A 26864-nucleotide genomic window follows, 5' to 3' on the forward strand; every position below is an offset into this window, starting at 1 on the left:
TCCTTTCACAGGGGTTCGCCAGAACCGCCGCCCGAAGTGATCATCCGCGCCGCGGCGATCGCCTCCGGGCCCCAGCTCCCGCGCACGCGGACCGTTGCCTGACGTCCGCCGATCCCGGCCGCGCGCGTCGACCGCACGTGGCCGGCCGCGGCGCTGTCACCAGCACCGCCGTCGTTCCCACCACCACCACCACCTCATCTGCTCGTGCCCAGGGACGGAGTTGAACCGCCGACACGCGGATTTTCAGTCCGCTGCTCTACCAGCTGAGCTACCTGGGCGTCGGCTGCGGAAACTACCGAAGCCGCGGCGATCTGTCCATGGGGGCGGCGCGGATTTCGCCAGGGAGGCGGGCTTCATGCGGGCGCGCGCGGGCGGACTGCGATAGAACGGGAGGGTCATGGCCTCGACCGAACCCCGCGTCAAGGCTGCGCCCACCGCGGCGCAGGATGACCGCGCGCGGCTCGGGACGGTCATCGACGGGCGCTACCGCCTCGACGCCCTGCTGGGCCGCGGCGGCATGGGCGTGGTGTTCCGGGCCGAGCACGTGGCGATCCGGCGCGCGGTGGCGGTCAAGCTCTTGCACCCGAGCCTGGCGGCGATGCCCGAGCTGCGCAGCCGGTTCGAGCGCGAGGCCATCGCGATCGGGCGCATCGATCACCCCAACTGCGTCGACGTCTCGGACTTCGGCAAGCTCGAGGACGGCTCGCTGTTCCTGGTGATGGAGCTGCTCGACGGCCGCTCGCTGGGCGATCTGATGGACGCCGAGGCGCCGATCGCGCCGCACCGCGCGCTGGCGATCCTGCGCCACGTGCTGCGCGGCCTCGGCCACGCCCACACCGCCGGCATCGTCCACCGCGACGTCAAGCCCGAGAACGTCTACCTGGTCCCGCACGAGGGCGACCTCGAGTTCGCGAAGATCCTCGACTTCGGCATCGCCAAGGTCATCGGCGGCGGCGAGCTCGACGACGGCGTCAAGCTGACCCAGGCCGGCGTCGCGTTCGGCACGCCGATCTACATGTCGCCCGAGCAGGCGATCGGCAACCCGCTCGACGGCCGCTCGGATCTGTACGCGGCGTCGGTGATGGCGTTCGAGATGATCTGCGGCCGCCCGCCGTTCTACTCCGACGACAAGCTCGAGATCCTGTCGATGCACACGACCCGGCCGCCGCCGGCGATGTCCGACACGCTCGCGGCGGTGCTCGGTCGGCCGGCGCCGCCGGTGCCGGCCACGATCGAGGCGCTGATCGCCCGCGGCCTGGCCAAGCGCCCCGACGACCGCTTCCCCGACGCCGCCGCCTACGTCGCGGCGATCGACGCCGTGCTCGGCAACGGCGCGGCCGCGCCCCGCGCCGGCCAGGCCACTGGCGCCGAGCCGCTGCTCGACATGTTCGCCGCGCCCGCGCAGGTGTCGCAGCCGGTGCTGCTGACCGAGCGGCGCACACCGACGGTCGTCCGGCGCCCGCCGCGGGCGGCGCTCGCGACGCTGATCCTGGTGGCGGCGGCCGCGGCCGGCATCCTGCTGGCGCTGGCGCTGCGCAAGCCGGCGCCCCCGGCCCAGGCCAAGCCGCCGCCCGAGACCATCGCCGGCAAGGCCGCGGCCCAGCTCGACGTCGGCGACGCCGCCGGCGCGATCAAGGCGATCGAGGCCGGCAAGAAGGCGGCCGCGAGCGATCCCCAGGCCCAGCTCCAGCTCGGCCACGCCTACGCGTTCCAGCGCAAGAACGCCGACGCGCTGACCGCGTACAAGCGCGCGCTCGAGCTCGACCCGACGGTCGCGACCGACCCGCGCCGCAACGGCGAGCTGCGCGCCAACGTCGCGGCGATCGTGTCCGACACCGACGGCGCCGCCGCGGTCGCCGGCCTGATGTTCCAGCGCGACCAGCTCGGCGACGACGCCGCCACCGACAAGCTGATCGCCTGGGCCGGCGGCGACGACGCCGCCCGCCGCGCCGCCGCGGTGCCGCTGGTCACCAAGCTCGGGCTGGGCGATCGCGTCGACTGGCAGCAGAGCTACCGGTTCGATCTCGAGCAGGGCGAGCTGTGCGCGCAGCGCAAGCCCGCGGTCGCCAAGCTGCGCACGCTCGGCGATCCCGCCGCCATCCCGGTGCTGCAGAAGGCGCTCGTGCGCCTGGGCACGGTCGGCAAGTGGAAGGGCAAGAACGTCAACGCGTGCCTGGTCGACGACGCCAAGGCCGCGATCACGTACCTGAAGGGGCTGCACGACAAGTGACGCGCCCGACCGCGCTGGCGATCGCCGCCGCGCTCGCGCTCACGTCCGCTCGCCCCGGCGGCGCCGCGGCCGACCCGCCGTCGGATCGCACGCTGGTCGTGGTCGGCCTGGCGCTGGCGCTGCCGACCTACGCGGTCGGGGTCGTCACCCACGAGGGCAGCCACGCGGTCGCCGCCAAGCTCGCCGGCGCCGACGTCGAGGTGTTCCGACCGTGGCCCGGGCGCGATCCCAGGAGCGGCGCGTTCCAGCTCGGGCTCACGCGCGTGACCGGGCTGTACGGCGACAAGACCCGGCTGGCGTTCTACCTGGCGCCCAAGCTGACCGACCTGGCGCTCTTGGGCGCGTACGTCGGCTACTACCACTCCGACGCGTACCCCGCGAGCTCCTACGGCCAGCTCGTCGTCGTCGTGCTCGCGACCGGGTTCTGGCTCGACTTCGCCAAGGACACGATCCTGTGGAGCCGCCACAACGATCTGGTCAAGGCGATGACCATCGTCGGCGCGACCGACGAGCTGCGCCGGTTCCCGATCCGCCTCGGGTTCGCGCTGGCGTCGGCCGGCCTCGGGTACCTGGTCTACCAGGGTCACGAGCGGATGTTCGCGTCGAACGACACGCCGACCGCGACGCCGCTGGTCCTGCCGGTGCTCAGCGGCGCGTTCTGAGCGCCGGCTCCGGTTTCCGGCTCCGGCTCCGGCTCCGGCTCCGGCTCCGGCTCCGGCTCCGGCTCCGCCTCCGGCTCCCGCTCCGTTCCGGGTCAGCGCTCGGCGGTCTCGAACCCGAGCTGCACCTCGACCGCGGCGATCATCACCGGCACCCGCATCAACCGGAGGCCGGCCTCGAGCCGCGCGATCAGATCGATCGGCGGGTAGCCGGGCGGCGGCGGCGGCGGCGGCGGGAGGATCCGCGCGGCGACGAGGTCGAAGCGGTTGAGGCTGCGGCTGGCCTGGGTCTCGGCGTCGACGAACTTCTCGATGAAGCCGGCCAGGTCCTTGGGCGTGGGCAGCTCGACGATGACCAGCTCGGACTCGCCGGCGATCGCGACCACCGCGTAGGCGTGGCGATCCTCGGGGCCGGCGCTGACCAGGCCGGCCGACATCGCGAGCTTGGCGTGGGCGGGGGCGAGCGCATGCCACTGCTCGAGGGAGACCCGCCGCAGCTCCCGCCGCTCGCGGGTGGTCACGATCGCGGTCGGCTCGGTGACCAGCCCGACGTGGGGCTCGCGGACACTGTCGATGAGCTGGCGCAACAGTCGCTTGAACATGGTCGATCTCCTTTTGCAGCAACGGGTCAGACGTCGGTCACTGGAACACCACCAGCCGCCGGACCCACGACGCGGGGTCGGCGGCGATCTTCGCGGCGCGGAGCTCGGCGACCGCGGCCGGCATCGCCACGCCGCGCGCGGCGGCGTCGCCCAGCGCCGCGAACACCTCGCCGGCCTCGCGGTCCGGGATGAGGCCGTCGGCGGCGACGATCGCGCGCGCGCCGGCGGCGGCGAACGCGCGCGGCAGGCCCCAGTCGATCTGCTCGTAGGCCGCGGTCGCGACCGCGTTGCAGTCGGCCAGCAGCACCACCGGCGCGCCGGCCAAGCGCCACGCGCGCACGCGCTCGGCGGTCGCGGCCCAGTCGTCGCGGTCGTCGCTGAGCGCCAGCGCCGGGGCGTCCGACGCCGGCACCCGCGCGGTGTGCGCGTGGATCTCGAGCACGGTCGCGGTCGCGGCGGCGCGCGCGACCGCCGCGACGGTCGCGTCGGGGCCCCGCAGGATCGTCGTCGTCGCCGACGGGGCCGGCGCGACGCCGACGCCGATGCGCGGCAGCGCCAGCCAGGCCGGCGGCACCGGGTCGACCACGACCACGCGCCGGGTCGCGCCGGCCACGGGCGCGCGCGCGGGCCCGAGCACGAACCACCACGGCAGCCCCGGCGGCAGGCCGAGGTCGCGCCCGAACCACGGCGCGGTCGCCCACACCGCGACCTCGGCGCACCCGGTCAGCGCGTCGACCACCGGCACCGGCAGCTGATCGCGGCCGACCCGATCGTCGAGCGCGACGCCGCTGGCGCGACCGTCCGCGCCGATCGCGATCGCCGCGAACCGGAAGTTGTCCGACGCCACGGCCAGCGCGCACCGCGTCGGCGGCGGCGTCCCGGCGGCCAGCGCCAGCGCGGCGACGCCGTCATCCCAGCGCCCGGCCCGCGCCGCCGTCACCGTCAGCGCGCTGGCCGCGAGCCACGTCACCGACGGCCGGCCCGGACCGCCATCGGCGGCGTCGCCCGCGATCACCAGCGCGCGCAGCGCGGCGGCCGCGGCGGGATCGTCGTCGAGCCCGGCCCGCGCGCGCAGGAACGCGGCCATGCGCGCCTCGAACTCGTCGCGCGGCGCCAGCGCCGCGAGATCGGCCCGCAGCGCCGCGCTCGGCCGCAGCGCGCGCCCGGCGGTCGCGAGGTCGGCCTCGAGCTGCAGATCGATCAGCCGCGGCGTCGGCCCGCACGCCGGGTGGTCCCGGAGCGCAGCCTCGGCGCCGGCGAGGTCGTGGCGATCGAACGCGTACTCGCCGGCGACGCGCGCCGCGTCGGCCGCGGCCTCGCAGGTCGCGGCCGACCGCACGTACTCGTCGAGGTAGGCCTGCGCCAGCGCCGGGGCGCCACGGATCCGCTCGGCGGTGGCCGCCAGCGCTAGCGCCCGCCAGCGCAGCCCCCACTCGCCGGTGCCCTCGGCCAGCTGCACCGCCTCGCGCGCCGCGGCGACGGTGGCCGGCGCCTGGTAGCGCCCCAACGCCAGCTCGGCCCGCTGGTACGCGACCCGCGCGCACGGGTACGCCGACAGCTCCCGGGCCGCGCACGCGCGCGTCAGCTCGGCCAGGCGCCGCTCGGCGTCGGCCGGCGCCGCGGTCCGGACCGCGACGACCTCGTACATCGCGGCCAGCCAGCCGCCGCGCGCCGCCGCCACCGCCGCCAGCCGGGCCGGCACGCCGTCGGCCCGCGCGCCCAGGATGACCGCGCCGATCATCAGCTCGTCGGCGCGGCGGGCCGCGGCCGCCGTCAGCCACGCGCGCCGGGTGGCGTCGTCGGCGATCGTCAGCTGCTCGACCCAGCCGAGGTAAGGTCCCTGCAGCGCCGCGGGCACCGGCGCCGGACGCGCGGCGTCCAGCCGCGCCACCAGCCCGACGTCGGCGACGGCGTCGAGCTCGAGCGCGAGCGGCCGCAGCTCGGCCAGCCGCGCCGGCGTCGCCGCCAGGCGGATCGCGTCGTCGAGGCGCAGCGCCACCCGCGCCGGGTACCGCCGCGCCAGCTCGAGCGTCACCGGCGGCCCGCCCGCGGCCATGGCGGCGGCGGCGGCGATCGCCTCATCGTAGCCGTCGCGCTGGCGCTCGAGCGGCGCGCGCGCGGCCTCGGCCCGCTGCCGGGCCTCCTCGGCCCAGGGCGGATCGATCACCGCGACGCGCTCGAACGCCGCGGCCGCCGCCAACCCCAGCCCGAGGTCGCGCAGCGCCAGCGCGCGGTTCCAGTGCGCGACCGGGTGCGCCGGCGCGATCGCCAGCGCCCGATCCGCCAGCGCCAGCGCGCGCTCGGGCTCGCCCGCCATCACCGCGCGGCCCGCGCGATCGGCGTCGAGATCGGCGCCGTCGCCGCAGCGATCGTACTGCTGGCCCGCGCGCACCAGCTCGCCCGACAGCACGTAGGTCGCGGCCACGCCGGCGCAGTCGCCGCGCTCGGCCAGCGCGGCGATCACGCGCGGGTCGATGGCCTCGCCGACCGCGCGCTCGCTGCGCACCGGATCGTACGGGCGGTAGCCGGCGGCCGGCGCCCACGCCAGCCGTGCCTCGAGCCCACGGCTCGGCGCGAGCGCCAGCGCCGGCGTCGACGGCTGCGCGCGCCGCGCCGGCCGCGTCACGACGAAGGCCGCGGCCGCCGCCGCGAGCACCAGCGCGCCGCCGATCACGAGCGCGCCGCGGCGCCGGCGCGCCGTCGCGATCGCGACCACCGGCGTCGGCCGCGCCGCGACCTCGGCCCGCAGCGCGTCCTCGCGATCGCGCAGCTGCACGTCGGCGTGGAGCGCCCGCTGGCACGCGGCGCACACGGCGAGGTGATCGAGGAACGCGTCGGCCGCGTCCTCCGCGAGCAGGCCCTCGAGGTACTCGTCGACGCGGTGGGGACTCACGCGCCACCTCCGATGCGCGCGGCCAGGAGCTCGCGCAGCCGCTTGCGGGCGCGCAGGATGCGCGTCCCGACGGTGGCCTTGGGCACGCCCAGGGCGCGGGCGATCGCCAGGTAGTCGCGACCCTCGAGCGCGAACATGCGGTACGTGTCGCGCACGTCGTCGGGCAGCTCGGCGACCGCCGCGCGCACGTCGTCGAGATCGAGCCGCTGCCACGGCGCCTCGGCGCCCGGCGCCGGCGCGGGCGGATCGATCGCCAGCTCGACCTCGCCCGGCCGGACCTTGCGGCGGCGGACCGCGTCGAGGAACGTGTTGGTCACGATCGTCAGCAGCCAGCCGCGCGCGCGCCCAGGATCCTTCATCTGATCGCGCGCCCGGAACGCGCGCACCAGCGCGTCCTGGACGACGTCGTCGGGGTCGCCCACGCCCCGGCACATCTGGGTCGCGCGCGCCCGCAGCGCCGGCAGGTGCGCGGCGACCAGCGCCTCGAACGTCGCGTCGGGATCGCCGGCCCGGGCCGCCCCGATCCCCGAGATCGGTGGGGTCGGCGCGCGCACGACCGGTTCGAGCGAGCCAGGTGACAGCAAGGGTTCACCCGAAGGGACGACTCCGGACGCCGGATCTTCGTGGTCCCCTTCCACGAAGTACCGGTACCACGGCATCGATCGTCGGAGCCCTGGCTCTCGACATTTTCGTGGGTAGCCGAATTACCCGTCTACCGGGATCCATGGGGCGCATTGTCGCCAGGATGGGACGCCCGACGGGGCCAGGTGGGGTCGGCCGACCTAGCGGGGACGATCGGCCCAGATCGGGCGGTGTCCCCCCACCCCGCCCCCACCTCGTCGAGGATCCGCGCACAAGCAGTCCAGGTACTTGGGATGGTTCAAGGGCGGCCCGTCTGTTGCTACACTCGCAGAATCGTGGCCGGGACCACCAAGCTTGCAACCGAACCGGGGGACGAGACGATGGCGAACCGCCGTCGTGCCGCGGGCGGTCGGTACATCCTGGGGGACCTCCTGGGTCGCGGCGGCATGGCCGAGGTCTTCGCCGGCCGCGCGCTGGGCAGCCTCGGCTTTCAGAAGCCGGTGGCGATCAAGCGCCTGTTGCCCTCGCTGGCCCAGGACGAGGAGTTCGTCGGCCGCCTGGTCGACGAGGCCAAGCTCCTGGTCGGGCTGTCCCACGCCAACGTGATCAGCGTGCTCGACCTGGTGCGCGAGAGCGACGACGTGTTCCTGGTGATGGAGTTCGTCGACGGGCCCAGCCTGCGGCAGCTGCTGGGGGCCCACGCGGGCGCCGGCCGCGGCCCGCTGCCGCTGTCGCTGGTCACGTACGTCATCCAGGCGGCGTGCGCCGGGCTCGAGTACGCCCACGGGCGTCCGACCGGCGCGATCATCCACGCCGACATCAGCCCGTCGAACCTGCTCTTGACCACGACCGGCGAGGTGAAGGTCGCCGACTTCGGCATCGCGCGCCGCGAGGGCATCGCCACCGCGGTCGAGGGCAAGTGGGCGTACATGCCGCCGGAGCAAGCGGCCGGCGCGGCCCTGACCAACCGCAGCGACGAGTTCGCGCTCGGCGTGTGCCTGTACGAGCTCCTCACGGGCGTCCACCCGTTCGCGCGCCGGGTCACCGAGCACGGCCGCGACGAGGCCGCGCTGCGCCAGGTCCGGCGCCCGCGCGAGCTCCGGCCCGAGATCCCGGCCGAGCTCGAGGCCGCGTGCCTGCGCGCGATGTCGGCGGATCCGGCCCACCGGTTCCCGCGCGTGCAGCAGCTCCACGACGCGCTGTCCGAGGTCCGGTTCGCCAGCGGCTGGCGCGACGGCGCGAGCGAGCTGGCGGCGCTGATCGGCGAGCTCAACGGGATGTCGCGGCCGGCCCCGCCCGACGCGATGCAGCTGGTCGCGATGGCCGCCGCCGGACGCACCCAGGTCACCGCGCAGCCGGTCACGATCATCACGCGCTCGCTGATCGGCGGGCTCGAGACCGATCCGCAGCTCGCGGCGCTCGCGGCCGAGGCCAACGCCCTGGCCGCGACCACGCCGCACGCGTGGACGATCAATCGCAAGCAGGCCCACCGCCGCCGCTCGTGGGCGGTCGCCGCCGCGATCCTCGGCGGCGCGATCGTCGCCGGCATGGTCGCCGCGATCGTGATCGCGCAGGCCGGCGACCACGGGGTCGACCCGGCCCTGGCCGCGCCCGTCGCCGCCGCGCCCGCGCCCGGGCCCGCGCCGCCGGTGGTGGAGGTCGCGCCGAGCGACGACGTGCCGGCGCCGCGCGCTGCGCCCGAGGTCGCCGCCGAGGTCGCCGACGCCGCGCTCGCCCCGTCGGTCGCGGCCGCCGAGGTCGCCGACGTCGCCGACGAGGTCGTCATGGCGCCGCCGCCCAGCCCGACCCGACCGGCGCCAGGCCGGCCGACGGCGAGCCGTCCGCGCGCCCCGCGCGCCGAGCCCCGGGAGCCGCGCGAGCCCGCCGTCGCCGCGGCCGGCGTCGGCACGGTCAGCGTCCACGCGGTGCCGTGGGCCTACGTCACCGTCGACGGCACCCGCCACGTCACGCCGACGACGCTGCGGCTGGCGCCGGGCTCGTACAACCTGGTGTTCGAGAACCCCAAGCTCGGGGCCAAGATCACGCGGTTCGTGACGGTGCGGCCCGGGGCGAACCGCCCGGTGCGGGTGAGCCTCAAGCCGTGAGGACCTGGGCCGCGCTCGTCGTGCTGGGCACCGGCCTCGCGCTCGCGGCGCCGGCCTCGGCCGAGCCCGAAAACGACGGCGTCGTCGTCATCAACGGCGGGGCCAGCCCGCGCGAGCTCGAGCTCCTGCGCAAGCGCATCGAGGTGCTGGGCGTGCTGCAGCCGACCTCGACCGCGATCGCCGCCGCGCTCGAGAACGGCCCAGCCTACGATCTGCGGCCCATCCGCAACGCCTACGCCAACTTCGAGTTCGATCGCGCCGACGAGCTGATCGAGGCCGGGCTCGGCGACCTGTTCGCGAACGGCGCGCCGGCGCAGATCGCCGACGGCGCGGCCGAGCTGTTCTACTGGCGCGGGCTGGTCGCCGCCAATGACGATCGCGAGGACGAGGCGCTCGCCTGGTTCGCCGCGACGTTCCGGATCGCGCCCGCGTTCGAGGTCGACGACGCCACCGCGTCGCCCAAGGTGCGCGGCCTGATCAACTCGGCCAAGAAGGCGCGCCCGGCGCTGCGCCCGCTCTACATCGACGGGGCCGAGCCCGGCGCCGAGGACGCCGAGCTGGCGATCGACGGCGGCCCGGTCCAGGCGGTGGTCGAGGAGGTGCCGCTGGCGATCGGCCTGCACCTGATCGTGATCACGGCCCGCAAGAAGAAGCCGTTCGCGACGATGGTCGACATCCGCTCGAACCGCGACAACGGCCTGACGGTGCAGCTCGACGATGAGGACGACGTCAGCTGGGCCCGGCGGCTGCGGCTCGAGACCCTCGACGCGCGCACCACCGACGATCGGCTCAAGCGGACCCGCCGCCTGGCCAAGCTCACCGGCGCCCGCCGGTTCGTCGTGATCGAGGACGAGCCCGATCCCAAGGTCCGGGTCTACGACGCCGTGGCCGAGACCGAGTCGGCGGCGCTGTCGCTGCGCAAGGCGTCGCAGCCGTCGGTGCTGGCCGCGCTGCTCGGCGTCGACAGCGGCGGCCTCCACGACGGCCCGGCGGTCTGGTACAAGCGCTGGTACGTGTGGGCGGCGGTCGGCGCGGTCGTCGCCGGCGGCGGCATCGGCATCTACGCGTACTCGCAGCGCGAGCCCTCGCGGATCATGGGGTTCTGACGTGGGCCGGGCCGCCGCGCGCGCCGAGCGTCCCTGCGGGTTCGTCGCGGCCACCGCCCCAGCGCGGGAGCCGCCGACGCGCGGACCGGCGCTCGACCGAAAGACGCCCCACCCGCCGCGCGCCCCGCGCCCTCGCCCGCTGCTAGCCTGAGCCCTCGACCATGGTGCGCCGCCTCGCCCTCACCGCGCTCGTCGTCGTCGCCGCCTGCGACGACGCGGTCGACATCCGCCTGATCGCGCCGGTCGGTGAGTCGGCGCGCCCCGTCGACTACAGCTGCGTCAACCGGATCGAGATCGTCCCCTACGGCAACCTCGTGGCGGAGGCGCAGTGCCTGCCGATCACCCCCGGGACGATCGACACGCTGCGCGACCACCACCTCGACGGCCTGTTCTCGGCCGATCTCCCGAACGGGTTCTTCGCGCTCGACATCCGCGGGGTCCGCGCGGACGCCGACGACTGCGTCGCCGCCGACACCATCTTCCACGGCGAGGGCTACTACGACGGCGGCTGGACCATGGACGTGCCGCTGCGCCACGCGCTCGACTGCCGCGACTTCACCACCGCCGCCACCACCGCGCAGCTCCTCGACCTGACCAAGCTGCTCACGAACGGCGCCGATCGCTGCGCGCCGCCGGCCGCGGCCACGAGCTACGCGGTGTACCTGCAGCACCAGTACCCGTACGACCTCGGCGCCGGCGAGCTCGACGTCTCCGCCGACCGACCGCTCAACGTGGTCGCGGTCGCGGCCAGCGGGCAGGCGACCCTCGCCGGCCCCCACTTCGTCGGCGCGGTCGACGCCAGCTGCATGACGCTGGGCACCGGCGCGGTCCCGCTCGGAGAGCTGCCGGTGACGACCTGCATCGACGTCGAGCAGCCGACCCTGTGCGGTCCGCCCGGCGCCGCCGAGCTCTTGACGATCAGCCCGACGATGTTCGCGGCGTTCACCGGCGTCCGGCAGATCGGCGCGGCGATCGCGGTCGGCCTGGTCTGGGATCGCGCGACCCGGCGGCCGCTGGCCGGCGCGACGGTCACGCCGGTCCCCGGCAGCGCCACGTACGGCTTCCGCTACTTCGACTTCGCGGCCGGGACGGTGTCGCCGTCGGTCGCCACCGCCACGACCGCCTCGGGCCTGTTCGCGATCGAGATCGGCGCGCCGACCCAGATCGAGATCCGCGCGCCCGGCCACACCACCCGCCGGGTCGCGCTCGCGGCCGGCGGCGTCGACGTGCCCGGGATCCAGTCGATCCCGATGTAGCGGCTAGTACCTCGCCGCAATCTGACCGGTTGCGGGCGTCGAGGCGCGCCGAGCGCAAGGCGAACCGACGACGGGCTCCTCGCTGGAACTCGAGGAGGTTCAACGCAGCGATTGGCGATGGATCGGCGTCCTCAACCGGTCAAATTCATTGCGGCGAGGTACTAGTGCTCCGACCGCGTGATGCTGGACCGCCACGCCGCCGATGCATCTCCATGGGCTGCGCTTGCAACGCCTCGAGTTACGGAGAGTAGCCCGTCGTCGTCGCGCCTCGCCCCTGGAGCGCCTCGACGCCGTGGACGGATCACGATCACGCGGTCGGAGCACTACCCGGCGGCGGCCGCGGCGTCGGCGGCCAGCCCCAGCCGCCGCCTCGGCGCGTCGATCGACGTGCGGGCGACGCCGGCGGCGCTACTCCGCGGCGGCCTCGGCGTCGGCGGACAGCCCCAGCCGCCGCATCATCTTGTAGATCGACATCCGGTCGATGCCGGCGGCCCGGGCCGCGGCCGAGATGTTGTGGTCGTGCAGCTCGAGCAAGGTCTCGAGGTAGCGGCGATCGAACTCGTCGACGAGCTTCTGCTTGGCGACCTTGAACGGGGTCGTGACGTCGATCGTCGCCCAGTCGCCGCCGTGCTGCGGGGCCGCGTGCGGCTCGACCGCGAGCGACGGGTGGTGCGGCAGGAGCGCGGCCCGCTCGACCGCGTTGCGCAGCTCGCGCACGTTGCCGGGCCAGCCGTGGCGCGCGGCGCGCTCCATGAAGTCCGCCGGCAGCGCGGCCAGCTCGACGCCGTCGAGCTGGCGCAGGAACGCCGCGACCAGGAGCGGGAGGTCCTCGCGGCGCTCGCGCAGCGGCGGGATGCCGAGCCGCGCCACCGCCAGCCGATAGAACAGGTCGGCGCGGAAGGTGCCGCGGTTGACCTCGACCGCGAGGTCGCGGTTGGTCGCGGCGACGATCCGCACGTCGCAGGTGATCGTGCGGGTCGAGCCGATCCGCCGGATCCGGCGGGTCTCGACCGCGCGCAGCAGCTTCGACTGGATCTCGAGCGGCAGCTCGCCGATCTCGTCGAGGAACAGCGTGCCGCCGTGGGCGGCCTCGAACACGCCCATCGTCGCCTTGCCGGCGCCGGTGAACGAGCCCTGCTCGTGCCCGAAGATCTGGTCCTCGAACAGCTGCTCCGGGATCGCGCTGCAATCGAGCACCTGGAACGGGCCGTGGGCCCGCGGCGAGCGCTGGTGGATCGCGTCGGCCACCAGCTCCTTGCCGGTGCCGGTCTCGGCCTGGATCAGCACGGTCGCGTCGCTCTGGGCGAACCGCTCGATCAGCTCGAACAGGTGACGCATCGACGGCGCCGCGCCGATCAGGTTGCCCAGGCGCGGCTCGGTCCACAGCGGCAGCGCCACCGCGTCGGGCAGCGGCGTGAACACGACCGCGCTCTTGCCCAGCGCGATCGTCGCGCCGGGCTGGATGAAGCCCTCGACCACGCGCACGCCGCGCACGTGGGTGCCGTTGGTCGACTCGAGGTCGCGCAGGCGGTAGCCCTCGGGCTGGAGCCGCAGCTCGCAGTGCAGGCCTGAGACCTTGGGATCCGACAGCGTCAGGTCCGCGCCGCTGCGGCCCAGCAGGATCGTGGGCTGGGCGAACTCGACGACGAGGCCGGCGTCGGGGCCGCTGACGACCTCGAGCCGGCAGCGCCGGACCGACAGGCCGGGCATCGCGCCCTGGTGCGAGGTGACGAACGTCGGCGCTTCGAGATCACCGCTCACGGACGACTCCTGACGACTGCCTGCCGGGCGACCGTATCACTGGGCCGCGACCGCGACCGGCGCCGGCGCCGGCGCGGCCAGGCGAATCTTGGCGGTGGCCCCGACCCGGCCGTCGTCCGGGGGCAGGCCGGCGTCGTCGATGTCGGCGGTGCCGACCGCGAACTGCAGCGGCGCCTCGAGATCGGCCGACAGGTCGATGACCTTGGCCGGCAGCGGATGATCGACGCCGTCCATCGTCACCAGCACCGCCGTGCCGACCGCGAACTCGGCGCGGTGCCCGCGCGGCACCTCGAACCGGACCTGGAGGTCCGCCGGATCGAACACGCGCGCGATCCGGGTCCCGCGCTGGGCCATCTCGCCCTGCTTGACCTTGATCATCGTGACGACGCCGTCCATCGGCGCCTTGATCTCGGCCTTGGCCAGCTGATCGGTCAGCTCCTTGACCTGGGCCTCGGACCCGCGCGCGCTGGCGGCGGCGGCCCCGCGACTGGGCGCCGCTGCGGTACAGCCGGTCCTCGGTGGCGAGCTGGCGCCGGGCCTCGGCCACGCCGATCGAGGCGCGGGCCGCCTCGGCGCGGGCGGCGTTGGCGGCCTGGCGCGCGCTCTCGACCCGCTGCCGCAGCTGGCTGTCGTCGAGGCGCGCCAGCACCTGGCCGGCGACGACCCGCTGGCCGCCGTTGACCAGCACCTCGGCGACCTTGGCGTCGAACTCGGCGACGACGACCTGGCTCTGGGCCGACGTGATCACCCCGGCCAGCTCGAGCGGCGGCGCGACCGGCGCGGCCGCCCGCTGGTGCTGGGCCGCGAACGGATCGCTGCCGACCGGATCGCGGTCGCCGCGCCCGCAGGCGGCCAGGACCGAGGCGAGGGCGAGGGCGAGGCTAGCTAGCGACGGCGAGGACATGGGTGGACTCCGCGGGGGTTTCGGTGGCCTTGAGCAGGGCGTGGTAGAGGCCGCGCCGGGCGACCAGCTCGTGGTGGGTGCCGCGCTCGACGACCTTGCCCTTGTCCATCACGACGATCAGGTCGGCGTTGCGCACGGTCGAGAGCCGGTGGGCGACGGTGATGCGGGTGCAGCGCAGGCGCTCGAGGTTGGTGATCACGGTCGCCTCGATCTTGTTGTCGAGGGCCGAGGTCGCCTCGTCGAGCAGCATCACGCTGGGGTTGCGCAGCACCGCGCGCGCGATCGCGACCCGCTGGCGCTGCCCGCCCGACAGCGAGCCGCCGCCGTCGGACACGACCGTGTCGTAGCCCATCGGCATCGCGACGACGTCGTCGTGGAGGCACGCGACCCGGGCCGAGCTGGCGATGCGCTCGATCGGCGCGTTGGGCACCGTCAGCGCGATGTTCTCGCGCACGCTCGAGCCGAAGATGTACGGGTGCTGGGGCACGATGCCGATCTGCTGGCGGACGGCCCGCAGGTCGAGATCCTTGAGCGCCTTGCCGTCGTAGGCGATCTCGCCGGCGACCGGCTGGTGCAGCCCGGCCAGGAGCGACAAGAGCGTGGTCTTGCCCGAGCCCGACGGGCCCACCAGCGCCACCGCGGCGCCGGCCGGGATGTCGAGGTCGACCCCGTCGACGACCAGCGGCGCCTGCTCGCCGTAGCGGAACTGGACGCCGCGCAGGCGGATGTTGCCGCGCAGCGCCGGCGGCGCGGCCGCGACCTCGCGATCCTGCTCGAGCTGGGTCTGGAGCACGTCGTCGATGCGCTCCATGTGGCCGCGCACGAGCTGGAGCTCGAGCGCCGACGACACCAGCGCGCTCAGCGGCTCGAACAGGCTCGAGGCCAGCGAGTTCATCGCCAGCATCGTGCCGAGGCTCATCTGGCCCTTCATGACCGCGGTCGCGCCGACCGTCAGGATCAGCAGCGGCGCCAGCGACGCGATCGCGCCGCGGACCGCGTCGACGTAGGCCTGCATCCGGACCCGACGGATCGTGACGTTGAGCTGGTCGGTGTAGAGGTTGCTCCACTTCTCGACCGCCTGCTGCTCGGCGCCGGCGCACTTGAGCGTCTCCATGCCGCCGAGCATCTGGATCATGTACCCGTGCTCCTTCGCCTGCTTGTCGAGGCTGGCCGCCAGCAGCCGGTGGTTGGCCGGCCGGGCCGCGAGGAACACCAGCGCCTCGGTCAGCGACAGCGTGATCGCGATGACGCCGAGCAGCGGGTTGACCCAGAAGATGATGACCGCGTAGGTCAGCACGAACACGCCGTCGATCACCGCCGACATGCTCTTGGACGTGACGATCTCGCGCACGGTCCCGTTCGAGTCGACCCGCTGCATCAGGTCACCGGTCGAGCGCCGCTGGAAGAACGAGAACGGCAGGCTGACCATGTGGTCGAGGAACGACAGGGTCATGCGGGTGTCGAGCGCCATGCGCAGGTGCAGGAGCAGGTGGGCCCGGATGATGCCGATGATCGCGTTGAACGCGACCATGCCGCCGATCGACCCCAGCACCACGTACAAGAGCGCGTAGTCCGAGCGCGGGACCACCCGGTCGATGATCATGCCGGTCAGGAGCGGCAGCACCAGCGCCACCAGCCGCAGCACCATCGACATGACGATGACCCGCGTGAAGATCGTGCGCTCGCTCAGGAGCTCCTTGACGTAGCGCCCCAGGCGGCCCTTGGCCGGCCGCTCCTTGGTGAAGCGCGCGGTCGGCGACAGCTCGAGCGCGACGCCGGTGAACTGCTTGCCGAAGTCGGCCAGCTTGACGTCGCGCGGCCCGACCGCCGGGTCGACGATGCGCACGCCGCCCTTGACCAGGCGATCGAAGACGACGAAGTGGTTGAACTCCCAGTGCAGGATCGCGCCGCGCGGCAGCATCGGCAGCTGGTCGACGTCGACCTTGATCGCGCGGCCCTGCAGGCCGAACCGGTCGGCGGTCTCGAGGATGGCCTTGGCCGAGACGCCGTCGCGGCCGATGCCCATCGCGTCGCGGACCTCGGCCAGCCGCGCGGCCTTGCCGTGGAAGGCCATCACCATCGTCAGCGAGGCGGCGCCGCAGTCGGTCCACTGCATCTGCTGGATGAACGGGATGGCGCGGGCGCCGCCCGCGAAGCCGAGCCGGGCCAGGGCCGGGAACCGCTCGACCAGCGACGGGGTGGATGTGGGGTTCGACATGGGGCGTCCTCGGTGGGGCGTCGGGTGAGGGGCTCGGCGGCGGATCGTCGGGGCTCGTGCGCTCGGCATCTCGGGGCGCGTGGCGCGTGGCTCGTGGCGGGTGGCGGGTGGCTCGTGGCGGGTGGCTCGTGGCGCGTGGCGCGGCGGGGAGGCTCGTCGGCGCTCACCCTGACGAGGCCTGGCGGCGGGCCTCGCGGTTCGGTCAGTAGAGGATCTTCTCGATCGCCGGCAGCAGCGTCGCGAGGAAGGCCTTCGATTCGATCCGCACCTCGGCGGTCCCGCGCAGGCCGTTGTGGAAGTGGTACGTGTGGTGCTGCGCCTCGAACGTGCGCCGCGGCAGCCGGGCCTTGACCAGCACGTAGGCGCCGCTGTTGCCGACCAGATCGGCGAACTGCGCGCCCAGCGTGCGGCGGGCGTCGTCGGGACCCAGCACCTCGGCGCCGACCTCGGTGATGACGACGCGCTCGCGCGGCTTGATGAAGCCCTTGAGCTCGACCTGCAGGGTCTGGCCGACCCGCAGCCGCGGCCGATCCTGGCCTGGCAGGAGCGCGACGACCACCGGGTCGGCGCCCTCGGGGACGATCGTCAGGATGCGATCGCCCGGCATCAGGTTCTGGCCGGCGCGCACGCGCACGTCGGACACGACGCCGTCGCTGCTCGCCCGCACGGTCCGCGCGTCGACCACGGCCCGCGCCCGCTCGCGCTTGGCGCTGGCGGCGGCGAGCGTCTGCTTGGCGCTGTCGTCGCTGTCGAGCAAGAACGTCGTCAGCGCGTTCGAGCGCTCCTGCTCGGCCTGCTCGAGCTCGGCCTGCTCCTGCATCGAGTACAGCCGCGCCAGCTCCTGGCCCTTGACGACGCGATCGTTGGCGGCCACCGCGATCTGATCGACCGTGCCCTGGGCCGGCGCGGTCACGTCGTGACCGTCGACGGTGATCACCACCGGCCCGGTCGAGTAGGTCGGCACCCGGGCGAACGCCGCGAACGCGAGCGCGGCCACGACCAGCGCGCACGCCAGCGGATAGGCGCGGCGGATCCACGCCGGCGACAGGTTGATGAGCGCGCCCTCGGACCCGCGCGACCGGTGGCGCTCGAGCGCCTCGGGCCGGAACAGCGACCGGGCGTCGGCGACGGCCTCGCGGGCCTTGACCGCGTGCGCGCCGAGCAGCTGGTGGACCAGGCCGGCGCACTCGCGCGCGACCAGCATCGCGATCGCGCGCTCGACCAGCCCGAACCCGGCCAGGCGCTCGGTGCGCGTCAGGATCAGCAGCGCGACCGTGCGGCCGGCGGCGACGATCGGCTGCACCAGCAGGTGGCCCTGGCACGCCTGGCACCCGGCCGCGGCGATCTGCGCGAGGATCGCGTCGCCGGGGCCGCCGTCGCCCTGATCCTCGAGCGCCCACGGCTGGCCGTCGTCGCCGATGAACCGCGACATCGCGACCGTGGCGTCGGTCAACTCGGCCACACCGACTCGCAGCACCCGATCGGCGGCGACCAGCTCGGACTGCAGCGCCAGCCGACGGACCAGGCCGTAGACGGGTGCCGCCAGCTCGGCCGGCAGATCGAGCTGCGCCGGCGCCGCCGTCGCTGGTCCCGGCGCGGGCGGCGCCTCGGGCGCGCGGGGACGCGGCGCGACCACCGATGCCCGCGGCAGCGGCGCCATCACCGACGCCGGTCGCGGCGGCGGGCTCACCACCGAGGCCTGGCGCGGCAGCGGGGTCACCACCGAGGCCTGGCGCGGCAGCGGCAGCGCCCGCGCGCGCACCGGCGGCGGCGGCAGCGCGCTCGGCGGCGACGCGCGCCGCAGCGACGGGGTCGCGCCCTCGGCCGACTGCCACGGCGCCGAGGTCGCGCGGCGGGCCAGCCGGGTCGGCGCTTCGACCGCGTCGGGCACCGGCGTGCCGGCGGCCTGGCGGCGCGGCTGCGGGCGCGCGACCTGGGTGCTCGGTCGCGTGGTCGGCGGGTCGTCGTGGCCGTGCGCGCCCCAGCCGGCCACGCTCGGGTCGGTGTCGTCGCTCTCGCCGAAATCGCCCGGGTCGTAGGTCGGGCGGCGTGCCTCCGGCGCTCGGGCCGCGGCGGCCTGCGATGCAGACGCCGCCGAGCGACGGACCAGGTGGCGCTGCGGGAGGCTCATGGACGTCGACCTTTGCAACCCGCTCGCCAGGCCGCGGCGACCTCGCATCCGAGCGTGATCGCAGGGGCGACCGCGCTTCGCCTGGGGCTCGCGAGGGCGAGCTGCCGACCTGGGTCGACGCGCGGGACCTCGCCCCCAGAGGCGCGGCGCCTTCGGACAACGCGCACTTGCGCCGGGCGCGGGGCTGGCACGCCTGGTGCTGTACCGATCGCATGCTGTCCCCGAGCCGCTCGCTCGCGTCGTCTGCCCTGTGCGCGGCGCTGCTGTTGACCGCACCGGGGCGCAGCGACGCCGGTCCCTCCGCTGAGGCCGTCCGCCTCGACGATCTGATCGCGGTGGCCGTGCGCCAGAGCGCCGGCCTCGCCCGGATCCGCGCCGACCGCACGATCGCCCGGGCCGAGGCCGACGCCGCCGGGGTCGAGGACGACTGGATCACGACCGCGTCGATCGACTGGAACAAGACCGTCGTCGGCACCAACGTCGAGTACCAGCCGGTCCAGCTGATCGAGGACAGCAAGGTCTCCGGTGCGGTCGGGGTCGCCAAGAAGATCCCGACCGGCGCCACCCTGTCGGCCCAGATCGGCCTGGCGCAGATGACCCAGCAGTACGACCTCGATCCGCTGTTCGGCGTCGACGTCACCGAGGAGCACCAGTTCGTCGACAACAGCCAGGCCTCGGCCCAGCTCAAGCTCGAGCAGCCGCTGGTGCGCGGCTTCGGCGAGGCCGCGGCCGCGCCGCACCGTCGGGCCCAGGCCGCCGCCGAGGGCGCCAACGTCAAGGCCCAGCTCGCGGCTGAGGAGCTGATCCGTGATCTGGTGGTCGGCTACTGGGAGCTGGCCTACTCCGCGCAGGAGCTGCAGGTGCGGCGCAAGGGCCTCGAGCTGGCCGCGGCCCAGTACGCGACCACCCGCGACGCGCGGCGCGCCGGCACCGTCGCCGACAGCGCGCTGCGCGCGGTCGAGTACCAGCAGGCGGTGCGCGAGGAGGCGCTCTTGCGCGCGCAGGTCGAGGTCGAGGCACGCTCGCTCGAGCTCCGCCGCCTCAGCGGCCTCGAGATCAGCCGACGCGAGCTGGTGCTGGTCCCGGGTGAGCGGTTCGAGCTCGACGCCGAGCAGCACAGCATCGAGGCGGCGCTCGACGACGCGCTGACCGACAACCCGCGGCTCCAGGCGCTCCTGGCGGAGAAGCGCGCCACCGACGTCGACGTCGCGATCGCCCGCGACGCCGCGCGCCCGCAGGTCAACGTGACCCTGGCCGGCACCCTGTTCGGCGACGGCCCCTCGACCGGCGAGGCCGTCGGCGCGCTCGGGGCCGGCGGCGGCTACGAGCTCACCGCCAGCCTGGCGTTCCAGTTCGAGATCGGCAGCGGCCGCCGCGGCGCCGAGGTCGCGGCGACCCAGCGGCGCAGCAAGGTCGTGATCGAGGCCCAGGATCTGCGCCGGATGATCGAGGTCGAGGTCGTGCAGTCGGTGCACGCGGTCACCGCCGCGCGCAAGCGCGCCGAGCTCGCCGAGAAGGCCATCGACCTCGCCGTCGCCACCGTGCAGGCCGAGATCGCGAACTTCAAGGCGGCGCGCACCACCAACTTCGACGTGTTGCAGCGCCAGGACGAGCTGATCGAGGCCGAGCTGCGGCGCGCGCGCTCGATCGCCGACTACCACGTCGCGGTCGCGAAGCTCGAGTTCCTCACCGGCGTGCTGCTCGGGCGCTACGGCGTCGAGGTGCGGCCCGGCCACGCGCCCCGACGCTGATCGAGGAGCGCCGGAGGCGGGGGCGGAGCCGGTGTCGGAGGCGGAACCGGAACCGGAGCCGGAACCGGAGCCGGAACCGGAGTCGGAGCCGGGTCCGGAGCCGGTGTCGAGCCGGGGTCGGGATCGGGATCCGGATCGGGATCCGGATCGGGATCGGGATCGGGATCGGGATCGGGATCCGGATCGGGATCGGGATCGGGATCGGGATCCGGATCGGGATCCGGATCCGGATCGGTCGCTTGCGACCCTGGGTCGACAACCCGGGCCGCGCCCACCCAGCTCGGCCGCGCCAACTGCGCGAACGCGGGTTGCGAGGTCGATGGCACGGCGCCTGCTCTGGCTCCTAGCGTCCGCTGCTTCCAAGGAGCCCACCATGAACACCCCGACCCTCGCCACTGTCTTGCTCGCGACCGTCACCGGCGCCTGCGTCGCGACCGTCGGCCCCACCGATGGCTCGGGCCGCGACGACCGCGACACGAGCGACTGCCCGGTCGAGCGCTACACCCTGACGCTGTCGACCGAGGCCGACCTGCGCGACATCCCGAAGGGCTGCTTCTCGCTCGACGGCGATCTGGTGATCGAGCGCTCGACGCTCACCGACCTCGACGCGCTCAAGGATCTGCGCGACGTGCGCGGCGCGCTGCGCATCGAGGACAACCGCGACCTGACCACGCTCACCGGCTTGAACGACGTCCGCGTCTCCGGCGAGCTGGTGATCGAGGGCAACAGCCGCCTGGCCGACACCGCCGGTCTCGAGGGCACCGACGAGGTGACCGCGCTGACCCTGCGCTCGAACGACGCGCTCCGCGATCTGTCAGGCCTGCGCAACCTCGACCTCGTCGCCGGCGACGTGCTGGTCTCGAACAACGGGGCCCTGACCACGATGGCCGGTCTCGACAAGCTCCGGACAGTCCACGGCGATCTGGTGATCGAGGTCAACGACCAGCTGACCAGCCTCACCGGCCTGGGCCGGCTGTCGGCGGTGGCCAGCGTGACGCTCGAGCGCAACCCGCGGCTCGCCAGCGTCGCCGGCATGTCGGCGCTGTCGTCCACCGACCGCGTGCTGATCACCGGCAACCCGGCGCTGACCTCGCTCACCGGGCTCGGCCTCACCCGCGTGTCCGGCGATCTCGACCTCGAGAACAATGGCCTGACGACGCTCGGCTCGCTGTCGAACCTGACCCAGGTCGGCGGCAACCTGATCATCGCGTCGAACCCGTCGCTGGTCGGCGTCGACGGGCTCTCGGCCGGCCTGTTCGTCGCCGGCGGCCTGCGCATCACCAGCAACAGCCGCCTCGACTCGATCTACGCGCTGTACCTGGGCGTGCGCGCGTCGAACCTGGTCATCACCGGCAACCCGGCGCTGTCGCGCCCACGCGCCGACCACCTGACCAACAACACCACCCACCAGGCGGCGTTCCCGACCCGCACGATCCTCGGCAACGGCACCGCCAGCCAGCCCGACTTCGAACCCCACGGTTGATCCGCACGCTCGAAGGAGATCCCCATGCGCCCCCTGCCCTCCTCGCTCGGCTCCTGGCTCGCGACCCTCGCCGTCGCCGTCGCCCTGACCGCCCCCGCGCTCGCGCACGCTGGCTCCGGCCGGATCGTCGTGATGCCGTTCGAGGGCCCCGACCGCCTCGCCGACGACACCCGCGCCACGATCGTCAGCGAGGTCAGCCGCGCCTACGACGTCGTGCCGCCGACCTCGTGGGTCAAGGCCCGCCGCGCGGCCGAGTCGCAGGAGTTCGGGCCCAAGGTGTGGTCGCGGGCCGCGAAGAAGGCCAAGGTCGACGCCCTGGTCGAGGGCAAGATCGTCGTGCGCGGCAAGCGGGCGACCCTCGCGATCACCGTGATCGACGCGCACGCCGGCACCGAGGTCGACCGCGCCGAGATCCCGATGACCGCGCACGGCCTCGACGACGATGGCGAGGACCGGGTCCGCCAGGAGCTGGGCGAGCTGCTCGGCTGGGTCGAGGGCGTGTCCTCGACGCGCTCGATCGGCGACGCCGACCTGACCGACATGGACGACCTGAAGAGCCTCGAGGACGACGACGGTGACCGCGGCCAGCGCCGCCGGCGCGACCGGCGCAGCGACCGGCGCGACCGCGACGACCGCGACGACCGCGCCTCGGTCCGCGACCGCGACGGCGCCGACGATCGCGACCGCGATGGCGACGACCGCGACGACGACCGCGACGGCCGCGCTTCGGTCCACGACCGCGATAGCGACGACCGCGACGACGACCGCGACGACGACCGCGACGACGACCGCGACGACGACCGCCGGCCGGGCCGCGGCGACGACGTGATGGCGCTGTTCGGCGACGAGGCCGCCCTGAGCCCGGCCGAGAGCACCCGCTCGTCCGAGCGGGCCCGCCAGGCCGCGACCGGCGTCCGCCGGTTCACCGCCGACGCCAGCGCGATCGCGTTCTCGCGCAGCCGGTCGTTCCAGGGCGGCCCCGACGCCCCGCTCGACTACCCCGGCGGCGTCACCAAGGGCCTGGCCCTGGCCGCGTCGATCTACCCGACCAGCGTCGACCCCGCCGGGCGCCTCGGCGGCGTCGGCGTCTCGCTCGAGTACGCCCGGGGCGTCGCGTCGACCGCGGCGGTCGACATCGGCGAGGACCTGCCGGTCGACTACGACGTCGTCTACCAGGAGTGGGCGGCCGCCGCCCACTACCGCGTCAACACCAAGGACCTGTCGGTCGATGGCGCCCTCGGCTACCGCAGCGTCACCCACGTCCTCGACGTCATCGACGAGGTCGACGACCTCACCGGCGCAGAGCTCGACGCGCTCGACGGCGAGTTCGGCGCGCTCACCGCCGGCGCCCGGCTCGAGTTCGCGGCCACGCCGCGCGCCACCGTCGGGATCGGCGCCGAGTACCTGTACCTCACGTCGATCGGCGTCATCTCCGAGACCACGATGCTCGGCGGCGGCCAGGCCTGGGGCGCGCGCGCCCAGGCCGACGTCCAGATCACGCTGTCGAAGGCCGCGTTCCTCCACGTCGGCGCCACGCTGTCGCACTACACCGTCGCCTTCGACGGCACCGGCGACATGGACGCCGACTGGGAGGTCGACTCGATCACCGACACCTTCCTCGGCGGCCAGCTCGGCCTCGGCCTCACGTACTGAGCCGCCCGTCCGCACCCCACGCACCGCTCCCCCAAGCCACCCCGCGCTCACCCAGAAAGGACCCGCCCGATGCCCACCCCCAGCTTCCCCGCGATCGAGCCCTCGTCGCTGGCCGCCGTCACCGGCGGCTCCAGCCGCGCCGTCACCGACGAGCGCATCATGGACAAGCTCACCAGCATCACCACGACGATCCGCGACGTCGCGGCCCAGCAGGACGCCGCCAAGGGCAACGATCCGATGAGCCAGATGATGCCGCTGGTCGCGCTCAAGATGATGAAGCGCACCCAGCCCTAGAACACCGACCGCGTTGAAGTGCCTGCTGCGACGGCATTCAAACCGGTCGGTGTTCTAGCGACCGCCCGCCAGCCCCGCCCGCCCACTCGCCCCTCACCCGCAAGGACGCGTCATGTCGAACACCCGCAAGGATCCCTTCACGCTCATCGCCCCCGCCGCGCTCACCCCGGTCGCGGGCGGGCGCCGCTCGGCCGGCTCGAGCCGCGCCGCGCAGGACGATCGGATGATGGACACGCTCACCAGCATCGAGCGCGCCATCAAGGACCTCGGCCGCAACGCCAACACTGGCCCCGACCCCATGAGCCAGCTGATGCCGATCCTGGCGCTGTCGATGATGAACCAGCCGCCGCCGCCGCAGATCATCACCTGCGGCCGCCGCCGCCGCTGCTGATCGGACGTCCACTCAGCTCTCGGAGGTCGCGATGAGCCCTCGGATCCCCACCACCACCGCCCTCCTCGTCGCCGCCGGCGCCGCGCTCCCCCTCGCGCGCGCCGACCTCGCCACCACGGCTGCCCGTGACCGCGTCGCGTTCGAGGACTCATCGCGCACCTCCGCGCCGCCGGCCGCGCCGCTGCCGGCGCTCGATCGCCCCGCGCCGCCGGCCCCGCGCGCCGCCGCCACCCCGCGCCTCGAGCTGGCGCTCGGCCCGTACACGTCGACGCGCACGCTCGCGTTCGACGTGTCGAGCGGCACGGCCATCGGGGACCTGCCGGCGACCTCGCCCGAGTCGACGCTGATCGGCGCGCAGGTCGCGGCCGCGCTGTTCCCGGCCGGCGGCCGCGACGACCGCGGCCGCCTGGTCGGCCCGGGCATCACCGCGTCGTACCGCCACTCGCTGGGCGCCACGGCCACGTTCGACGACGAGGTCGCGGACGAGCTGCTCGAGCTGCCGGTGGTCGACAGCGCCTGGTCGATCGGCCTGCGCTACCGTCAGCCGCTCGGGCCGGTGCTGCTCGACGTCGGCGCCGCCCACCAGAGCGCCAGCCACCGCGTCGACGAGCGCCCCGACTGGCTCGAGCTACCCGACGCCGACTATCGGTCGATCGCCGTGTCAGCGCGGGCCGAGGCCATGGTCCGGGGCCGGGCCACGATCGCGCTCGGCGGCGGCTACCACTACGTCCTCGACGCCGGCGAGCTGATGAGCGACGCGGGCTACGGCCCCGGCACGATCAGCGCCTACGACCTGACCGCCGCCGTCGATCTGCCGGTCGCGCGCGGGCTGTTCGCCCACGCCGGCCTCGGCTACCACCACGTCGCGATGACCTTCAGCGGCGGCGGCGACCTCGGCTTCCTGCCCGACGCCGACATCCCCGACGTCTACGGCGCGATCGACCGCTCGGTCGACGCCGAGCTGACCATCGGCGTCCGCTACTGAAGCTCCGGACGGGCCCGCGCGCCACGGCGGCGCTCGGTCGGCGCCACGGCCGCCAGCCGCGCCGACGCGATCGCCACCGCACGCGATCAGCGCCGCCCGCGTCAGCGCTTGAACGACGGCCGCGGGCACGGCGACGCCACCTGCCCGGTCAGCTCGGCGGCGATCTCGGTCGGCAGCGGGAACCAGCGCAGCGCCTCGAAGTCGACCGTGCGCTCGGCCTCGGGCCCGGGCGTCATGGCGTCGGCCGCGACCCCGGCGCTGCGCGCGGCGACCAGGCGGCGCGCCTCCTCGAGGTAGCCGCCGAGCGCGCTCTCGGGCTCGGTGGCGTGGCGCGACCGGTACTCCATCCGCCCGGTCCGGTAGGTGACGTCGGCCAGGCGCATCGTGGCGTCGGGCCGGCCGCGGCGATGGCGCCACAGCCCCGTCTCGGGGCAGAACGTGTAGTCGGGCAGGAACTTCCAGCCGTCGGTGGCGATCAGGTGGATCGCGTCGATCAGGTACTGAAACTGGGTCTCCGACAGGAAGTAGTTGAAGTTGACCCGGACCCAGCCGGGCTTGATGCCCTCGCAGCCGCGCACGATCTCGCGCTCGAACTCCTTCGAGGTCGCGAGGTCGATGCCGAGCAGGCGGTGCCCGTACGGGCCCGCGCACGAGCAGCCGCCCCGGGCCTGGATGCCGAACAGATCGTTGAGCAGCGCGACGACGAAGTTGTGGTGCAGGTAGGCGTCGCGGTGACGGACCACGAACGACACGATCGACAGGCGCCACGCGTCGTGGTTGCCGAGGATGAGCAGGTCGGGGTTGGCGGTCCACGACGCGATCGCCCGCTCGATGAACTCGTGCTCGCGCGTCCGGATCGTCTCCCACCCGACCGCCTCCTTGAGCTGGAACACCAGGCCGGCGCGGATCGACTCGATGATCGCCGGGGTCCCGCCCTCCTCGCGGTGCTCGGGGTCGTCCAGGTAGCGGTGCTCCTCGGGGTTGACGTACTGCACGGTGCCGCCGCCGGGCGTCGCCGGCACCGAGTTGTGGAACAGGTGGCGCTTGGCGATCAGCACGCCGGGCGTGCCCGGGCCGCCGATGAACTTGTGCGGCGACAGGAACACCGCGTCCTTGTAGATCAGGTCGCCGTCGGGCCGGTCGTCAGCCATGTTCATCTCGATGCGCACGTACGGCCCGGCCGCGGCGAAGTCCCACAGCGCGTAGGCGCCGTGGCGGTGCAAGAGCGCGCCGATCGCGCGGGTGTCCGAGCCGATGCCGGTCACGTTCGACGCGGCCGAGAAGCTGCCGATCTTGAGCGGGCGATCGGCGTAGCGGCGCAGCTCGTCCTCGAGCTCGCCCAGATCGACGTGGCCGTCGGCGTCCTCACCGATCGTGATCACGTCGGCGATCGACTCGCGCCACGGCAGCTCGTTCGAGTGGTGCTCGTACGGGCCGATGAACACCACCGGCCGGGCCGCCGCCGGGATCTGATCGGTCAGGTGGAAGCGCGCGTCGAGATCGGCCGGCAGCCGCAGGTTGAGGATGTCGATCAGCTTGTTGATCGCGCCGGTCGCGCCCGAGCCGCAGAAGATCACGACGTCGTCGGGGCCGCCACCCACCGCGGCCTTGATGATCGCCCGGGCCTCCTCGCGGAAGCGGGTGGTCTGCAGGCCGGTGCCCGAGGTCTCGGTGTGGGTGTTGGCGTAGAGCGGCATCACCTGCGTGCGGATGAAGTCCTCGATGAACGTCAGCGACCGCCCCGACGCGGTGTAGTCGGCGTAGGTCACGCGCCGCGACCCGTAGGGCCCGTCGAGGGCGCTGTCGTCGCCGATGATGGCGCTGCGGATGGTCTCGATCAGGCGGTCACTGGCGGACATC

General features: G+C 74.3%; 19 protein-coding genes, 1 tRNA gene and 1 pseudogene. 11 read left to right on the forward strand and 10 right to left on the reverse strand.

All coding sequences use genetic code 11. The features are described from left to right. Positions 1–205: 205 nt before the first annotated feature. Positions 206–278, reverse strand: a tRNA-Phe gene (locus IPL61_03120). Between the two features lie 119 nt (positions 279–397). Between IPL61_03120 and IPL61_03125 the strand changes: the two genes are divergently transcribed. Beyond that, positions 398–2230, forward strand: coding sequence for a protein kinase (locus IPL61_03125; protein MBK9030324.1), 1833 nt, complete (start codon positions 398–400; stop codon positions 2228–2230). After that, positions 2227–2892: a hypothetical protein gene (locus IPL61_03130; GenBank protein MBK9030325.1), complete on the forward strand. Its 666-nt coding sequence runs from the start codon at positions 2227–2229 to the stop codon at positions 2890–2892. Before IPL61_03125 ends, IPL61_03130 begins: the two co-directional genes overlap by 4 nt. Positions 2893–2984: 92 nt before the next feature. On the opposite strand, the gene IPL61_03135 is transcribed toward IPL61_03130, so the two are convergent. Genes IPL61_03135 through IPL61_03145 form a run of 3 tightly spaced genes read right to left on the reverse strand, consistent with a single transcriptional unit; the run spans position 2985 to position 6968 of the window. Beyond that, positions 2985–3491 carry a hypothetical protein gene (locus IPL61_03135; protein ID MBK9030326.1) on the reverse strand — a complete coding sequence of 169 codons (507 nt, stop codon included), beginning with the start codon at positions 3489–3491 and terminating at the stop codon, positions 2985–2987. Between the two features lie 37 nt (positions 3492–3528). Further along, complete coding sequence (locus IPL61_03140; GenBank protein ID MBK9030327.1) at positions 3529–6384, reverse strand: CHAT domain-containing protein; 2856 nt, start codon at positions 6382–6384, stop codon at positions 3529–3531. Then, the gene (locus tag IPL61_03145; protein MBK9030328.1) at positions 6381–6968 is read right to left on the reverse strand and encodes an RNA polymerase sigma factor; all 588 of its coding nucleotides are present in this window, start codon (positions 6966–6968) and stop codon (positions 6381–6383) included. Before IPL61_03145 ends, IPL61_03140 begins: the two co-directional genes overlap by 4 nt. A 444-nt stretch (positions 6969–7412) precedes the next feature. Between IPL61_03145 and IPL61_03150 the strand changes: the two genes are divergently transcribed. The 3 genes from IPL61_03150 (at position 7413) to IPL61_03160 (ending at position 11433) form a co-directional block, all read left to right on the forward strand. Further along, positions 7413–9071 carry a serine/threonine protein kinase gene (locus IPL61_03150; GenBank protein MBK9030329.1) on the forward strand — a complete coding sequence of 553 codons (1659 nt, stop codon included), beginning with the start codon at positions 7413–7415 and terminating at the stop codon, positions 9069–9071. Beyond that, positions 9068–10177 (forward strand): hypothetical protein, encoded by a 1110-nt coding sequence (locus IPL61_03155; protein MBK9030330.1) that lies wholly within the window; start codon positions 9068–9070, stop codon positions 10175–10177. The genes IPL61_03150 and IPL61_03155 overlap by 4 nt, the downstream gene beginning before the upstream one ends. A gap of 161 nt (positions 10178–10338) precedes the next feature. Then, positions 10339–11433, forward strand: a complete 1095-nt coding sequence (locus tag IPL61_03160; GenBank protein ID MBK9030331.1) for a hypothetical protein — start codon at positions 10339–10341, stop codon at positions 11431–11433. 408 nt (positions 11434–11841) lie between these two features. Here IPL61_03160 and IPL61_03165 read toward each other — a convergent pair whose 3' ends face one another. The 5 genes and pseudogenes from IPL61_03165 to IPL61_03185 form a co-directional block, all read right to left on the reverse strand. Then, positions 11842–13143, reverse strand: coding sequence for a sigma 54-dependent Fis family transcriptional regulator (locus IPL61_03165; GenBank protein ID MBK9030332.1), 1302 nt, complete (start codon positions 13141–13143; stop codon positions 11842–11844). An 87-nt stretch (positions 13144–13230) separates the two neighbouring features. Beyond that, on the reverse strand, positions 13231–13590 hold the full coding sequence (locus tag IPL61_03170) for an HlyD family secretion protein (protein ID MBK9030333.1): 360 nt from the start codon (positions 13588–13590) through the stop codon (positions 13231–13233). Between the two features lie 193 nt (positions 13591–13783). Further along, a pseudogene (locus IPL61_03175) lies at positions 13784–14050 on the reverse strand (biotin/lipoyl-binding protein). Between the two features lie 25 nt (positions 14051–14075). Next, positions 14076–16316, reverse strand: a complete 2241-nt coding sequence (locus tag IPL61_03180) for a peptidase domain-containing ABC transporter (GenBank protein MBK9030334.1) — start codon at positions 16314–16316, stop codon at positions 14076–14078. Between the two features lie 202 nt (positions 16317–16518). Next, a complete protein-coding gene (locus IPL61_03185) occupies positions 16519–18447 on the reverse strand; it encodes an HlyD family efflux transporter periplasmic adaptor subunit (protein MBK9030335.1) in 1929 nt (642 codons plus the stop codon). Between the two features lie 212 nt (positions 18448–18659). On the opposite strand from IPL61_03185, the gene IPL61_03190 reads away from it, so the two are divergent. The 6 genes from IPL61_03190 (at position 18660) to IPL61_03215 (ending at position 25004) form a co-directional block, all read left to right on the forward strand. Further along, a complete protein-coding gene (locus IPL61_03190) occupies positions 18660–20198 on the forward strand; it encodes a TolC family protein (GenBank protein MBK9030336.1) in 1539 nt (512 codons plus the stop codon). 373 nt (positions 20199–20571) lie between these two features. Next, a complete protein-coding gene (locus IPL61_03195) occupies positions 20572–21681 on the forward strand; it encodes a hypothetical protein (protein MBK9030337.1) in 1110 nt (369 codons plus the stop codon). 24 nt (positions 21682–21705) lie between these two features. Next, on the forward strand, positions 21706–23334 hold the full coding sequence (locus tag IPL61_03200) for a hypothetical protein (GenBank protein MBK9030338.1): 1629 nt from the start codon (positions 21706–21708) through the stop codon (positions 23332–23334). A gap of 69 nt (positions 23335–23403) precedes the next feature. Continuing rightward, a complete protein-coding gene (locus IPL61_03205; protein ID MBK9030339.1) occupies positions 23404–23628 on the forward strand; it encodes a hypothetical protein in 225 nt (74 codons plus the stop codon). Positions 23629–23740: 112 nt separating this feature from the next. Then, complete coding sequence (locus IPL61_03210; protein ID MBK9030340.1) at positions 23741–24019, forward strand: hypothetical protein; 279 nt, start codon at positions 23741–23743, stop codon at positions 24017–24019. A gap of 31 nt (positions 24020–24050) precedes the next feature. Continuing rightward, positions 24051–25004, forward strand: coding sequence for a hypothetical protein (locus tag IPL61_03215; GenBank protein ID MBK9030341.1), 954 nt, complete (start codon positions 24051–24053; stop codon positions 25002–25004). Between the two features lie 101 nt (positions 25005–25105). Here the strand turns inward: IPL61_03215 and IPL61_03220 are convergent, their stop codons facing one another. Continuing rightward, positions 25106–26863, reverse strand: a complete 1758-nt coding sequence (locus IPL61_03220) for an aminotransferase class V-fold PLP-dependent enzyme (protein ID MBK9030342.1) — start codon at positions 26861–26863, stop codon at positions 25106–25108. Position 26864: the final 1 nt, after the last annotated feature.

The sequence above is a fragment of the Myxococcales bacterium genome (assembly GCA_016717005.1).
Classification (GTDB): domain Bacteria; phylum Myxococcota_A; class Polyangia; order Haliangiales; family Haliangiaceae; genus UBA2376.

Excerpts from the sequence above, each read along its gene's own strand:
- IPL61_03200 (MBK9030338.1), top strand. The coding sequence starts at position 21,706 with ATGCGCCCCCTGCCCTCCTCGCTCGGCTCCTGGCTCGCGACCCTCGCC.
- IPL61_03150 (MBK9030329.1), top strand. The coding sequence starts at position 7,413 with ATGGCCGAGGTCTTCGCCGGCCGCGCGCTGGGCAGCCTCGGCTTTCAG.
- IPL61_03190 (MBK9030336.1), top strand. The coding sequence starts at position 18,660 with ATGCTGTCCCCGAGCCGCTCGCTCGCGTCGTCTGCCCTGTGCGCGGCG.
- IPL61_03165 (MBK9030332.1), bottom strand. The coding sequence starts at position 13,143 with ATGCCCGGCCTGTCGGTCCGGCGCTGCCGGCTCGAGGTCGTCAGCGGC.
- IPL61_03135 (MBK9030326.1), bottom strand. The coding sequence starts at position 3,491 with ATGTTCAAGCGACTGTTGCGCCAGCTCATCGACAGTGTCCGCGAGCCC.
- IPL61_03215 (MBK9030341.1), top strand. The coding sequence starts at position 24,051 with ATGAGCCCTCGGATCCCCACCACCACCGCCCTCCTCGTCGCCGCCGGC.
- IPL61_03195 (MBK9030337.1), top strand. The coding sequence starts at position 20,572 with ATGAACACCCCGACCCTCGCCACTGTCTTGCTCGCGACCGTCACCGGC.
- IPL61_03220 (MBK9030342.1), bottom strand. The coding sequence starts at position 26,863 with ATGTCCGCCAGTGACCGCCTGATCGAGACCATCCGCAGCGCCATCATC.
- IPL61_03125 (MBK9030324.1), top strand. The coding sequence starts at position 398 with ATGGCCTCGACCGAACCCCGCGTCAAGGCTGCGCCCACCGCGGCGCAG.
- IPL61_03185 (MBK9030335.1), bottom strand. The coding sequence starts at position 18,447 with ATGAGCCTCCCGCAGCGCCACCTGGTCCGTCGCTCGGCGGCGTCTGCA.
- IPL61_03170 (MBK9030333.1), bottom strand. The coding sequence starts at position 13,590 with ATGGACGGCGTCGTCACGATGATCAAGGTCAAGCAGGGCGAGATGGCC.
- IPL61_03205 (MBK9030339.1), top strand. The coding sequence starts at position 23,404 with ATGCCCACCCCCAGCTTCCCCGCGATCGAGCCCTCGTCGCTGGCCGCC.
- IPL61_03210 (MBK9030340.1), top strand. The coding sequence starts at position 23,741 with ATGTCGAACACCCGCAAGGATCCCTTCACGCTCATCGCCCCCGCCGCG.
- IPL61_03180 (MBK9030334.1), bottom strand. The coding sequence starts at position 16,316 with ATGTCGAACCCCACATCCACCCCGTCGCTGGTCGAGCGGTTCCCGGCC.
- IPL61_03160 (MBK9030331.1), top strand. The coding sequence starts at position 10,339 with ATGGTGCGCCGCCTCGCCCTCACCGCGCTCGTCGTCGTCGCCGCCTGC.